This window comes from Accumulibacter sp. (assembly GCF_016789985.1).
Lineage (GTDB): Bacteria > Pseudomonadota > Gammaproteobacteria > Burkholderiales > Rhodocyclaceae > Accumulibacter.
Genome location: NZ_JAEUOL010000238.1, coordinates 1 through 12,366 on the forward strand (window position 1 = coordinate 1; position 12,366 = coordinate 12,366).

13 protein-coding genes are annotated in these 12,366 nt (G+C 62.0%); 6 read left to right on the forward strand and 7 right to left on the reverse strand.

All coding sequences use genetic code 11. The features are described 5' to 3' along the window. Positions 1-161 precede the first annotated feature (161 nt). A complete protein-coding gene (locus tag JNK99_RS13500) occupies positions 162-767 on the forward strand; it encodes a PEP-CTERM sorting domain-containing protein (RefSeq protein WP_291853955.1) in 606 nt (201 codons plus the stop codon). A 137-nt stretch (positions 768-904) separates the two neighbouring features. Here JNK99_RS13500 and JNK99_RS13505 read toward each other — a convergent pair whose 3' ends face one another. The 4 genes from JNK99_RS13505 to JNK99_RS13520 form a co-directional block, all read right to left on the reverse strand. Further along, positions 905-2,365 carry a metallophosphoesterase gene (locus JNK99_RS13505; protein ID WP_291853956.1) on the reverse strand — a complete coding sequence of 487 codons (1,461 nt, stop codon included), beginning with the start codon at positions 2,363-2,365 and terminating at the stop codon, positions 905-907. Further along, positions 2,362-2,976, reverse strand: a complete 615-nt coding sequence (locus tag JNK99_RS13510; protein ID WP_291853957.1) for a serine/threonine protein phosphatase — start codon at positions 2,974-2,976, stop codon at positions 2,362-2,364. The genes JNK99_RS13505 and JNK99_RS13510 overlap by 4 nt, the downstream gene beginning before the upstream one ends. A 46-nt stretch (positions 2,977-3,022) precedes the next feature. After that, on the reverse strand, positions 3,023-4,285 hold the full coding sequence (locus tag JNK99_RS13515) for an inorganic phosphate transporter (RefSeq protein ID WP_291853958.1): 1,263 nt from the start codon (positions 4,283-4,285) through the stop codon (positions 3,023-3,025). A 109-nt stretch (positions 4,286-4,394) separates the two neighbouring features. Further along, complete coding sequence (locus JNK99_RS13520) at positions 4,395-5,075, reverse strand: TIGR00153 family protein (protein ID WP_291853959.1); 681 nt, start codon at positions 5,073-5,075, stop codon at positions 4,395-4,397. 308 nt (positions 5,076-5,383) lie between these two features. Between JNK99_RS13520 and JNK99_RS13525 the strand changes: the two genes are divergently transcribed. Together JNK99_RS13525 and JNK99_RS13530 are read left to right on the forward strand one after the other, a co-directional pair. After that, on the forward strand, positions 5,384-5,770 hold the full coding sequence (locus tag JNK99_RS13525; protein ID WP_291853960.1) for a universal stress protein: 387 nt from the start codon (positions 5,384-5,386) through the stop codon (positions 5,768-5,770). 170 nt (positions 5,771-5,940) lie between these two features. Then, entirely contained in the window at positions 5,941-6,399 is a 459-nt protein-coding gene (locus JNK99_RS13530; RefSeq protein WP_291853962.1) for a DUF4124 domain-containing protein, read from the forward strand. An 89-nt stretch (positions 6,400-6,488) separates the two neighbouring features. Here JNK99_RS13530 and JNK99_RS13535 read toward each other — a convergent pair whose 3' ends face one another. Beyond that, positions 6,489-7,151, reverse strand: coding sequence for a TetR/AcrR family transcriptional regulator (locus tag JNK99_RS13535; RefSeq protein ID WP_291853964.1), 663 nt, complete (start codon positions 7,149-7,151; stop codon positions 6,489-6,491). Between the two features lie 77 nt (positions 7,152-7,228). Between JNK99_RS13535 and JNK99_RS13540 the strand changes: the two genes are divergently transcribed. The 3 genes from JNK99_RS13540 to dsbD all read left to right on the forward strand — a co-directional run bounded on the left by JNK99_RS13540 (position 7,229) and on the right by dsbD (position 10,204). Continuing rightward, a complete protein-coding gene (locus JNK99_RS13540) occupies positions 7,229-7,993 on the forward strand; it encodes a class II aldolase/adducin family protein (RefSeq protein ID WP_291853966.1) in 765 nt (254 codons plus the stop codon). Between the two features lie 106 nt (positions 7,994-8,099). Next, positions 8,100-8,423 carry a divalent-cation tolerance protein CutA gene (gene cutA / locus JNK99_RS13545; protein WP_291853968.1) on the forward strand — a complete coding sequence of 108 codons (324 nt, stop codon included), beginning with the start codon at positions 8,100-8,102 and terminating at the stop codon, positions 8,421-8,423. A gap of 17 nt (positions 8,424-8,440) precedes the next feature. After that, on the forward strand, positions 8,441-10,204 hold the full coding sequence (dsbD, locus tag JNK99_RS13550) for a protein-disulfide reductase DsbD (protein WP_291853970.1): 1,764 nt from the start codon (positions 8,441-8,443) through the stop codon (positions 10,202-10,204). A 7-nt stretch (positions 10,205-10,211) separates the two neighbouring features. Here the strand turns inward: dsbD and JNK99_RS13555 are convergent, their stop codons facing one another. Next, a complete protein-coding gene (locus JNK99_RS13555) occupies positions 10,212-11,552 on the reverse strand; it encodes a hypothetical protein (RefSeq protein WP_291853972.1) in 1,341 nt (446 codons plus the stop codon). Between the two features lie 76 nt (positions 11,553-11,628). Further along, on the reverse strand, positions 11,629-12,366 hold a 738-nt coding region (locus JNK99_RS13560), incomplete at its 5' end, for a KUP/HAK/KT family potassium transporter (protein WP_291853974.1).

Sequence of the window (12,366 nt, forward strand, 5' to 3'; positions counted from 1 at the left end):
GAAAGCCGCCCGCTGGCCTGCACTGGTTCGCTACATCGTCGACAAAATCATCGCAGTCAAACCCAAGATGCCGCGGCACACGGCCCTGGCCCCTCCTGGTCTGGCTGCCGCAATGGGCTAACAGAGGAATTTAGGATCAACTATTGGACAAGAAAGAAAAAATGAAAGCACTCAAATCCTTGCTGGTCGCCGGCATTGGAGTGGCGGCTTTGGCCGTACCCCTCGCCGCTTCGGCGACGGTGATCACCTTCGAAGGTTTTCCGGATCTGACCGTTCTGACCAATCAGGACTTCGGCAACGGTGTCACGTTTGCCGGTGCCACGGTACTCTCGGCGGGCGGTTCCTTGAACAGCGGCAATTTCCCGCCGCACTCGGGAATCAATGTTGTCTACAACCCAAGCGGTCCGATGCAGCTCAACTTCACGACTGCGTCAGACTTCTTCAGTGGCTACTTCACCTACAACCAGCAGCTCACCGTGACCGCCTACGATTCGGCCAATCAGCAGGTTGACCAGGTGATCAGCGCATGCGCTGCCAACTACGTCGGCTCAGGCTGCGGCGCTGCCAACGAGTTTCTGGAAGTAACCGATCCCGGCAATATTGCCTATGTGGTCATCACTGGCGGTGGTGGCAACAACTTCACGCTCGACGACGCGAGCTTCACCGGTTCCCGGGATCCCGGCCTGCCCGAGCCGGCAACTCTGGTCATGCTGCTCGGTGGTCTCGGCTCACTGGCGCTCTCTCGCCGCCGCAAGACGGTTGCCTGAGCAAAACGGGCAATTCCCCGGCTCTGCCCGGGGGTTTTTCCCTGGGCTTGCCGACCTTGCCGCGTGGAAACTGCCGGTCGTGCGCCGCCCATGGGGCGTGGCGCGGCCAGCGGACATCCTGACGCTCTCCAGCGGACTCAAGGCGATCCGTCCTCAAAACGGTTGATGATCTGCGTCACCGCATCAACCGGGTAAGTCAGCGGAATCATCACGTTGTCTACCCGCGTGAAGACGCCGACCTGATCTGGGTTGGCGCTGAACAGCACGTGGTGATGCTTGATCCCATCGACGTCCAGCCAAAGTGTGCCTTCACGATCCATCGGCGTGTGGCCGACGATGAACGGGGTGTGCTTCTCGAGTTGCAGCGAGCGACGGAAGCGCTTGACATCGCCCCGGCTATAACCCTGCGGCCGATTCGGGCGCCGCAAACGATTATTGATCAATTCCAGCAACAGTTTCGGGTAGCGGTGGATATTGACCAGCATTTGCACGCTGACCTCGACTTTGGGCGCTGCCGCGTGGCAGGCAACGAAGTCCCGTGAAAACGCCACGTACGGCAAGCGCCGGTAGAACTCCCCCATGGCTTTCAGATAGGCCGTACCCCTCCGCTCGCTGAGTTCCTTCGCCCACAGCAACCCTTGTGGAATCCCGTCCTTGGCGATGTCCTCTGAAAACGAATCATGATTGCCGCGCAGGTAGAACACCTGTTGCGGAAAACGCAGCTTGAGCCGGAAGATCAGATCCATCAGCAGCATCGAACCTTCCATCTCGCGCAACTGCCCGTCCACCTCCGAATGCACCGCATCGCCGAGAATGACCAGAACGGCACTGCCCTCTTCCAGGGCGTCAAGAAAGGCGTTCTGGCTCAGGACGGTCAACAGGTTGTCGACCTGGGCGTGCAGGTCGGCAACCAGGATCGGCGTCAGCGCGGCGGGTAGCATCAGCAATCCGCCGGGCAGGCCCTGATCGTTTCTCGGTCGATACACCTCGTCCTGCAGGACCAGATTCACCTCGTCGATCAGCTTGAGGGCTTTGTCGGCCGGCAGCAACTCGAGCGGACCGCCGAAGATCTGGCGCAAGCGATGGAGCCGCTGCTCACGCACCCGGCTCACCTCGGTCACCGCCGGACCGATCGCCGTACCCGCATTGCTCAGGTTGCGAAAGACCAGAGCATCACGACCATGAATCACCACCAGATGCTCTTCATCAATCGCCGCCGGGTAGTCGAAAATTGCTTGCTGAATCGGATCCCCCGCGCCGAGAGATACCCAGCTTTTCGGGGAAAGGCGTAGAAATCCGCCGATCCGGGCGGGATGAGCGCCCGGATCGACAATCACGAAGCTGCCCAGCCGGATAGCCTGACCGCTCGCATTGAGACGTGATTCGGGGTAGAGATGCAGCCGTTTGTCGTTCATCCCAAGAATGATCTCGATCGGGCCGCCATCCAGTGGGACGCGCACCTTGGTACTACCGAGCCGATAGGCATCCCCAAGCTTCAGGTTGTGCCCCCAGCCAAAGCCGAATCGGGCAACGATTGCCCGCAGCCGTCCCCAGAGATGTGCAAGGATCAGCGCACGTCGGCTGGCGAGCTTCTTCACGGCCGAGGCGGCGGGTCAACGAAACGTCGTGGCGGGTTCTCTATCCCTTCACGTACATAGACGTAGAAGCCGCTACGGTGCAGATATTCCGCCATGCGCCGGAAAACCTCGAGCTGGGCAATGCAGATATCGAGACTGAGTTGCTCATCCACCGGATGCGTGCTATGCCTCGCCCGTTCGCTTCTCCGCTCGAACACCACTTCCGCCGGCGGCAACAGGAACTCGAAGACGTACCGGCGATACCAGTCGACCGAAAAGAAGTAACGCTTGCGAGGCGGCAGGACGATACGCGCAAAATCGACCGGCGGCGACGGATCGCGGTCGAGGAATTGCGCATCGAAAACCGATACGGCGTTATCCATGCCGACAAAGGGCATGCCCAGGTGGATCTCCCTGGGACGTACGGACAGAATCTCCGATCGCCACCAGTGCTTGCGTCCCAGGTCCAGGTAACCTTCCTCCGACCAGCCACCGAGGCGGACGATCAAGGTGCTCTTGCCGGCTCCCGGTGGACCGGTCACCAGCATCTGGCGAAACCGGACGTCGCCCGGAAAGGCGACTCCCTTGAAGAGCTGCAGCGACTCAACGGGTTGAGTTGGGTAATCCGGCATGGCCGTCGGGTCAATCAGAAAGGCCAGGAAATGGGTCAGCCCGATCCTAGCCGAAAACAGCTCGCAGAATGTAGAAGGTGAGAGCCGCCAGAATCGCCCCCACCGGCACCGTGACGAACCAGGAGACGAGTATGCCGGCAATCACCCGCAGGTCCAGCGCACCGATGCCACGGGCCACACCGACGCCCATCACGGCACCCACGGCGATGTGTGTGGTCGATACCGGCATGCCAAGTCCGGAAGCCGCAACGGTCACCAGGGCGGCGGCAATCGTCGCGCAATATCCCCGGGTCGGTGTCAGCTCGGTGATCCCGCGGCCTATCGTGGCCATCACCCGGTAGCCGTAGGTTGCCAAACCAGCAACGATCCCCAGGCCACCAATGAGCAACATGACCGGTGTCACAGCCGCTTTCGGCGACACTGCCTGCGTTTCGATGATCTGAATGACCGCGGCCATCGGAGCGATGCCATTGGCGACGTCGTTCGAACCGTGAGCGAAGGCCATGGCGGCGCCGGTAATCACCATCAGCGGAATGAACAGTTGTTCGACGCTGGCGAAGTGGAACTCGCGACTGGCGTGCTGATCGAGTTTGACGCGACTCATCATGAGCCGGGCGATGGAGGCCAGGACGATCCCGATAACCACCGCCAGCACCTGGCCCGCGATGCTGCCGAGATGGACGTTGACATGCTGCAGGCCCTTGCTGATGGTGATCAACGAAACCATCCAGCCAACCAGGAAGGCGTGCACCGGACCCCATTTGCGCGCTTGGGCCACCGGGTCTACGGTGTTGAAAATGAGCTTCCGAATACTCAAGGTCACAAACAGCGCCACGATGCCACCAAGCACCGGTGAGATGAACCAGCTGGCAACGATCTCGACCGTCGTTTCCCAGTTCACCGCGTCGAAACCGAGGGCAGCCACCCCTACCCCGCAAACCGCGCCGACGATCGTATGCGTCGTCGACACCGGCCAGCCACGCATGCTGGCAATCATCAGCCAGATACCCGCTGCCAGCAGCGCCCCGAGCATGCCGAACATCAGCAGATGCGGCACCGCCTCGAAGTGGCTCCCATCGATGATGCCTTTCGAGATCGTCGTCGCCACCTCGCCGCCAGCCAGATAGGCGCCGCACAATTCCATGATGCCGGCAAGCAGCAAGGCTTGCCTGACGCTGATGGCTCCGGATCCGACCGAGGTGCCCATGGCATTGGCCACATCGTTCGCACCCAGGCCCCAGGTGACGTAGAGGCCAAGGGTGATGACCAGAACATAGAAGAAGGTTTGATGTTGCTCAATGATTTCCATACCAGATCCCTTGGCCGGCCAACCGTGCATTGCAAAAGCACAGAGCGAGCTGCCGTTCCGTCTCCCTCGGGTCGACTTGCTGTGTCCTCATCGCCGCAGCTTTCCTCGTTCAGCGAACGATCAGCAGACGCAAGCGTTCACCCACTTTTTCTGCATGATCGGCGATATTGCCCACCCACTGGATCAACTGATACCAGAACATCACCGCCACCGGCTTGATGTTGTCTTCCTGGGAGAAGAGCGCCCGTGCCAGCGACATTCCCATCAGATCGGTATCGCTCTCCATTTCACCAAGCTCGAACACCATCGCTTCCACCCGCTCGACTTCACGGCCCCGGAAACCCACCTCCATCAGTTTCTCGAGTCGCTCGATGATCCGGTGCGCCAGTTCACAGGTTGCGACACAACGCTGCACGAACCGCATCAGCGGCTCAGCCATGCCCTCGGGAATATCCATCCGGCGTTCGACCAAGAGACCGGCGATGTCCTGAGCGACACCGGCAATGGCGTCCTGCATGGCCAGCAGGTCCAGCAGGTCGCGCCGGTCTACCGCCAGCAGCATGCTGCGTGGCAACTGCTGGCGCAAGTTGCTCTTGATCGTGTCGGCCTCTCCCTCCTTGAGGAAGATCTTGTTCTTCTGCTCCTCAAGCCGGACTTGATCCCTGTCGATCAGCGCAGCAAACAACTCCGGCACTTCAGCAACACATTCGACGACGATCCGCATGTGCTGTTGCAATGGCTTGAATGGCGACTTGCCAAACAGGGCGGCCATCGGATTGGTCGGCGACATAGATCCTCTCCTCGATCGGCGGTAAGGAACAGCAGAGCCAGTTACCGGAGAGCCGCCGCAATCGCATATCGAGCGGTTTTGCCGCGCGCGTTCGCCGCCCTCTCCAGAACCAAGGCAAATTGTAGTCCCAAGCGGCTGGAGTAGTACGTTTCACCAGGCGATTCATGCTGCCTCGCTGGCTGGCTTCGTAGTAGACTCGTGCATTCTCCCGCGACCAGTCAAGCGCCAGATTCCGCTGCGACCAAGGTTGGCAGCCGTGGTCCACGAGTGCGCGTCTCCCGCCATGCAATCCGACAGAGGATGTCGCCATGCGCAAAGCCCTTGTCCCCATAGACGGTTCAGCCCCCGCCCGGCGAGCAGTCCGGCACATCGTCGAACTGGCCCTGCTACACCCTTCCATCGAGGCAGTTCTGCTCCATGTTCAAACCGGGGTCGGCGCACTGGAGGAACAGCCGGGCGACAACAGTGTACTGCGCGACGGGGGCGAAGCGCTCGCTGCGGCCGACCTGCACTGCACTTCCGTGCTGGCGACCGGGCCCGCTGCCGAGACGATCACCAGAGTGGCCCGCGAGTACGGCTGCGATGCAATCGTGATGGGTACCCGGGGACTCAGCGCGTTTTCGAGTGTATGGCTTGGCTCGGTGAGCAGCGGTGTCCTCCACCTGTCTGACCTCCCGGTAACGCTGATCAGGTAGGTTTGGGAGCAGCCACTGCGCTGCCTCGATCGCCCGATGGAAGAACTCGGCAAAGCAGTCGGGGCGGAGTGCGGATTCATGCACTGCCTGTCGGAGCTTGCACCAGGACGGAGGGTGGAATCGACCTTGAGCCGCGGCGTGCTCGGGAAGTGATTGGATTGGGGTATCACATGAAGCGGAATGTCTTGTTTCTCGTCCTCGCCTGGATCACTTGCGCGAGTTGGGCCGCCTCCATCTACAAATGGGTAGACGAGAAAGGGATCACCCATTTCTCGGAAATACCGCCCACGACGCAGAAGGCCGAGGAGATTCGCGGACCCGCCGACCCTTCCGCTGAAGCAGGCGGCAAACCACCCGCAAAAAACTGGCAGGAGCAGGAGACGGAATTTCGCAAGCGCCAGTTGGATCGTCAGGAGGCAGCAAGAAAACAGGAAGAGAGTGAACGCGAAGCGTCCGGCCGCAAGAAGCAATGTGCAATCGAAAAACGCTGGCTTCAAAAGCTCCAAGGGGCAACAGAAGTATACGAGATCGACGAGGACGGCAAACGGGTTCCCCTGGATGAGAAGGGGCGCTCCACCGAAATCGAGAGAAGCAAGAAGCTGATCGAATCCTATTGCACTGCCAGATGATGATCGCCGTGCTGCTGACCACCAAGGCGGCAAGTCCCTCGCCTGTGGTTGCGCAAGGAACTGAAGCGAGGCAGACCGCTCCGACAGGTTCAGTCAGGCTGATGACCAGGGCTGCTTCCCGGCGGCACGCCGCCGGTAACCAAGGCGAGCGGTGACTGCACCATCCCGCTGGCGCACGCAGCGTCGCGATCGGCGATCGACGCCAGCCATTCGCCTGCTTCAGTGAAGGCCTGCGACGAGCGCTCCGCCCGGCAGCGAACATAGGCCCCTTCGATGGCGGTCAGCAAGAAACCGGCAAACGACCTGGTGCGCGCCTTGTCACCGAAATCGAAGTGCCCACCGATCACGGCAATCCAATCGCAGAAACAGTCTGCCAGGACGGCCTGAAGTTGCCGGACATCCTGGTCCAGATCCAGGCTGATCGTACCGACCGCGCAACTCTGGTGAAAATCCCCATCCTCGACGCGTCTGGCGAAGGCAGTAAACAGTGCCCTGACCTTGCCAGCCGGCTGGGGTGCGCTGTCCAGCGCCTGCGCGATGAAAGCTGCCACCCGCGCCGAGTAGACGGCGAGTGCTTCGCTGACGACTTGCAGCTTTCCCTGCGGAAAGTAGTGGTAAACCGATCCTTTCGGAGCACCGCTGGCGCGCACGACCTCGTTGATCCCTGCACCGCTCAGTCCGGAGGCTCGCATTAGTGCAATGGCCGCCTCGAGCATTCGTTCGCGGCTACCGAGTTCCGATTCGCTCTTCATGTTTTCCTGTGTCGGGTTGACTTTATATATAGACCAGTCTATATATTCTATCGTATCGTCAGCGAAAGGAGAACCCGATGAATACTGCCAGCCCCGACATTCGGTCGCGCGTGGATGACGCAGAATGGCTGCAACGTGTGGATCTTGCCGCCTGCTACCGCTTGGTCGCACTGTTCGGCTGGGACGACCTGATTTTCACCCACATCTCGGCGCGCGTTCCCGGACCGGAACACCATTTCCTGATCAATCCGTATGGGTTCATGTTTGAAGAGATCACCGCTTCCAGTCTGATCAAGGTCGATCTGCACGGCAACAAGCTCGACGACACGCCGCATGAGATCAATCCTGCCGGCTTCACGATCCATAGCGCCGTTCATGCGGCACGCGAGGATGCGACCTGCGTGCTGCATCTGCACAGCGTTAATGGCGTTGCCGTTTCGGCACAGCAGGAAGGCGTGCAGCCCTTGTCGCAGCACTCGATCTTCGTCCTGTCGTCACTTGGCTACCACGACTACGAAGGCGTCGCCCTGGTGGACGACGAGAAGCCACGTCTGGTGCGCGACCTCGGCGCCAGGCGCTTCCTGATGTTGCGTAACCATGGCCTGCTGACGGTTGGTCGATCGGTCGCCGAAGCCTTCGTGGCCATGTACTTTTTCGAGACCAGCTGCCGCATTCAGGTCGCTGCAATGAGCGGCGGCCAGCCCTTGCGCCACATCGGCCAGTCGGTCATCGATGGTGCCCAGGCGCAATGGGAACAGGTGACGCGCGGAACCGGCGGCGGTCTCGCCTGGCCGGCGCTGTTGCGCAAACTCGATCGCACCAATCCGGGCTACCGGAGCTGACCGACCCGACTGACCAGCGTAAGCGCCTGGACAAAGGGTTTCGGGCACCCGGCAGGCCAAGCAGACAGTGTGCGTGGCAATCCGTGGAAGGAGTAGAATTCGCTCCGTGACCCCCCTCCTCGTCCTGACCACCCTGCCCGATCGAGCGGCCGCCGAACTACTGGCCAGGGAACTCGTCGAGGCGCGACTGGCGGCCTGCGTCAATATCTTCGCGCCATGCCGTTCGGTGTACCGCTGGCAGGGAATCGTCGAACTGGCCGACGAGGTACCAATCCTGATCAAGACGAGCGATGCGCGCTACCCGGCACTCGAAGCAGCGATTCGTGCTCGCCACCCTTACGCACTGCCGGAAGTGGTCGCCCTGCCGCTCACCCGGGGCCTCCCCGAGTATTTCGCCTGGGTAGCCAGCGAGACCACTCCTTGCTCCTGACCGGCCGAACCTGCCCGATGATCCGCTGGCTGCTCTCGCTTGTGCTTCTGCTGTCTGCCCTGGCGCAGGCCGAAGAGTTTCTCGACCCGGCCGTGGCCTTCAAGCCAAGCGCTCGTGCGATCGACGGACGGACCATAGAAGTGCATTTTGCGATCGCCAAGGGCTATTACCTCTATCGCGACAAGTTTCGCTTCGCCGCCGATTCGTTGACGGCAAGACTCGGCACCCCGCTTCTGCCGCCCGGCAAGGAGAAGTTTGATGACAACTTCGGCAAGGTCGAGGTCTATTACGACGAGGCGCTGATTCGCCTGCCGGTCGACCGCAACAGTTCTGGGCCGCTGACGCTGACCCTCAAGCTGACTTCGCAGGGCTGCGCCGACGCCGGTATCTGCTATCCGCCACAACAGCAGTCACTCGGTCTGCAACTGCCCGATCCGGCGACGCCGGCGCTCGACACACCGGCTGCCGGTAGCCCGGCAACGGACGAGTCCGGACGCATCGTTCAACTGTTTCGCCACGCCGGCTTCTGGCTGCTGATCGGTAGCTTCTTCGGTTTCGGGCTGCTGCTGTCGCTTACCCCTTGCGTCTTCCCGATGATCCCCATCCTCTCGAGCATCATCGTCGGCTCGGAACGCGACGGTCACGGCGTATCGCACACGCGCGGCTTCCTGCTCTCGCTGGCCTACGTACTGGGCATGGCAGTCACCTACGCAGTCGCCGGAGTCGCGGCCGGCCTGACCGGCACGCTGCTCGCCACCACCCTGCAGAATCCCTGGGTCCTCAGCGCCTTCGCTGCCGTTTTCGTACTCCTGTCGCTATCGATGTTCGGCTTCTACGAACTGCAACTGCCCACCTTCCTGCAAAGCAGGGTGTCGGAGGAAGCGCGCCACCTCCGCGGCGGTTCGCTGCCCGGCGTGGCGGCGATGGGCGCCCTGTCGGCGATCATCGTCGGACCTTGTGTCGCTGCGCCGCTGGCCGGTGCCCTGCTCTACATCGGGCAGAGCGGCGACGCGCTGCTGGGCGGTTTGGCGCTCTTCGTCATGGCGCTCGGCATGGGCGCCCCGCTGCTTGCCGTCGGCCTTTCGGCAGGCAGTCTGTTGCCCAGATCGGGCCCGTGGATGGAAGCCGTCAAGAAGGCCTTCGGCGTGATCCTGCTGGCCACCGCGGTCTGGCTGGTCTCGCCGGTGATTCCGGCGGTCGTCCAGATGATTGCCTGGGCGCTCCTGCTGATCGTCCCGGCGATCTATCTGCACGCACTCGATCCGCTGCCACCGCATGCCAAGGGCTGGCAGCGTTTCTGGAAAGGGATCGGCATCGTCATGCTGCTCTTCGGCGCAGCGATGCTGCTCGGCAGTCTGGCCGGCTCGCGCGACCCGCTGCAACCGCTCTCCGTGTTGCGCAACAGCGCTGCCACGGTGGACGCGAAAACACTGCCCTTCGTCCGCGTCCGCTCGCTGACCGAACTCGACAACCGGCTGACGGCGGCCGACCGACCGGTGCTGCTCGACTTCTATGCCGACTGGTGCGTCTCGTGCAAGGAAATGGAGCGCTTCACCTTCGCCGATCCACGCGTCCAAGCCAGACTTGCCGGCTGGACCCTGCTGCAGGCCGATGTCACCGACAATGCGCAGGCAGACCAGGCGCTCCTGCAACGCTTTCGCCTGTTCGGACCGCCGGGCATCATCTTCTTCGACCGCCACGGAAAGGAAATCGAAGGTGTTCGCGTCGTCGGTTTCCAGAGCGCTGACGAGTTTCTCGCCCTGTTGTCTCGCCTGAACTAGCCGCGCATCACTGTAACGCTCCAGGGGACAAGGGCTTGCCCGCCACCAAGGGGAGAGTTCCCACCGGGAGATGGAACTCGGCTTGTGGCCTCAGATTCTGCCCGCGAACATCGCCGGGCGGCCTGGCTTGGCCACGCAAGGGCGAATTCCGGGGCAAGGCGAATCTCGAACCTTCGGTATCGAGCAGCGCGGTCCGCTCGACCACCTCGTTGCCATCATGGCGGCCAGGGCCTTGCGGAACGAAGCTGCCCCGGCCAACGAGCAGGTTGTTGATCGCCCAGACCTCGGTCCCCAACGGCAGGCGGTCGAACCACACGTGCAGCCAGCGACCATCGGCGGCGCCATCAAGCAAGGTGTTGTGCGCCAGGTAGAGCGCGTTGTCGGGCCAGTGCTGCCCCTCGGCACCGTAGGATATGAGGTCCGGATTGTCGGTCGTCGCGCTCTGCCCGATTACGTTGCCGATCACCCAGGCCAAACCGCCATTCGGAAACTCGAGCTCATAAGACGCTGCGCCGCCGGTGCCATCGACGATCAGGTTGTAGAGAATCGAGCTTTCACGCGCGCGCGACTTGATCAGGTGCCCGCGGTAACCCTGCTGGAAACGGCTGCCCCTGACGCTGAGCCTGGCAATTGTCCCGGCATAAAGAAGATGATGCAGCATGCCGGCGTGCCGGGGGGCGGCGCCGAACTCGCTGTCTTCGACCTCGAGCACGGTATCGGCGGCATTGCCGGTGAGAATGCCCATCTCGTTGTCGAAGAAAGCGCAGCGCACCACGCGCAGATGGCCTCGTTCAAACCGGATGCCTGCTCCATTACCTGACGGAACGCGTGTGCCGCGGAATTCGAGGTTCTCGATCGACATTTCGGCGTTGCGCACCACCCAGAGTGCCTTGCCTTCCGCGCTGTCGCCGTCGGCCACGAGAACCGGGCGCTGGCCGACACCCCGAATCGTCAGATTGCCTTGCGTCCACACGACCGCCTGCTGCCGGTATTCACCGGGACGAATCTGGATGGTATCGCCGTCACGCGCCAGGCGAGCCGCCTCGCTGATGCTGCGCACGCTTTCCTGCGCACCGACGACGATCGTGCGGCCGCGCGCGGCCATGCCTGTGGGCCGTGCTTCGGCGGCGGCACTCTCGCCCGCCTCCTGGCCAACCCTACTGCCAACTGCACTACCCGCTGAACCGGGCGGGCTACCCTGTTTGAGCGGGATGACTTCCAGCCGCCCCTGCGCATTGCGCCGGAGGATACCAAGTTCGGCTGGTGCCGGCGGCAGATTGTCGCCAGTCGCGACGCTCTCGACAAAGCTCCATGCTGCGATTGCGACAAGCCAGTGGCGACCGCTCATTCTGTCCTCCTGTTCGCTGCGTGACGATGTCGCCAGGTCTTGCCATATCGTCGCGACAACCCAGACGACGGGGCCGCTAGCACAGCTCCACCTGCGCGCCGAGTTCGACCACCCGGTTGGGTGGCAGCTTGAAGAATTCGGTTGCGGTGTCGGCGTTGCGGAACATCCAGTTGAACAGGATCTGCCGCCAGCGCGCCATGCGTACGGGAGGCGACGGTGACAGCCGAACCACCGTGTCGCGACCAAGGAAGAACGAGGTCGTCATCATGTCGAACGGCATTCCCCGCGCTGCAGACAAGGACAGGGCACGCGGCAGATCGGGATCGTCCTTGAAACCGTAGCGGACGAACAGCCGATGAAAGCCCCGCGCCAATGCTTCGACCCGCACACGATCCTCTTCGGGAACGTGGGGAACGTCTTCTGTCGTGACGTTGAGCAACACCACGCGCTCGTGCAATACCTGATTGTGGTTGAGATTATGCAGCATCGCCCGCGGCACCCCTTCCGGATGGGCGGTCAGAAAAACGCCGGTGCCGGTCACCCGATGTGGTCCATCCAGCGCGATGCCGGCAATGAAGTCGTCAAGAGGCACCGACTGTTGTCCCTGTCTTTCCGAGAGCAGGCGACGGCCAAGCCGCCAGGTCGACAGCAGTACGAACACCGACCCACCAATGACCAGCGGGAACCAGCCACCGTCGAGGATCTTGATGACGTTGGCCGAGAAGAAAGCGAAGTCGACCACCACGAAGAAGACCAGAAAGATCGCCGAATAGGCCCAGCTCCACTTCCATAACGCACGCACGACGACGAAGGC

Excerpts from the sequence above, each read along its gene's own strand:
- JNK99_RS13500 (WP_291853955.1), top strand. The coding sequence starts at position 162 with ATGAAAGCACTCAAATCCTTGCTGGTCGCCGGCATTGGAGTGGCGGCT.
- JNK99_RS13510 (WP_291853957.1), bottom strand. The coding sequence starts at position 2,976 with ATGCCGGATTACCCAACTCAACCCGTTGAGTCGCTGCAGCTCTTCAAG.
- JNK99_RS13515 (WP_291853958.1), bottom strand. The coding sequence starts at position 4,285 with ATGGAAATCATTGAGCAACATCAAACCTTCTTCTATGTTCTGGTCATC.
- JNK99_RS13520 (WP_291853959.1), bottom strand. The coding sequence starts at position 5,075 with ATGTCGCCGACCAATCCGATGGCCGCCCTGTTTGGCAAGTCGCCATTC.
- JNK99_RS13525 (WP_291853960.1), top strand. The coding sequence starts at position 5,384 with ATGCGCAAAGCCCTTGTCCCCATAGACGGTTCAGCCCCCGCCCGGCGA.
- JNK99_RS13530 (WP_291853962.1), top strand. The coding sequence starts at position 5,941 with ATGAAGCGGAATGTCTTGTTTCTCGTCCTCGCCTGGATCACTTGCGCG.
- JNK99_RS13535 (WP_291853964.1), bottom strand. The coding sequence starts at position 7,151 with ATGAAGAGCGAATCGGAACTCGGTAGCCGCGAACGAATGCTCGAGGCG.
- JNK99_RS13540 (WP_291853966.1), top strand. The coding sequence starts at position 7,229 with ATGAATACTGCCAGCCCCGACATTCGGTCGCGCGTGGATGACGCAGAA.
- dsbD (WP_291853970.1), top strand. The coding sequence starts at position 8,441 with ATGATCCGCTGGCTGCTCTCGCTTGTGCTTCTGCTGTCTGCCCTGGCG.
- JNK99_RS13555 (WP_291853972.1), bottom strand. The coding sequence starts at position 11,552 with ATGAGCGGTCGCCACTGGCTTGTCGCAATCGCAGCATGGAGCTTTGTC.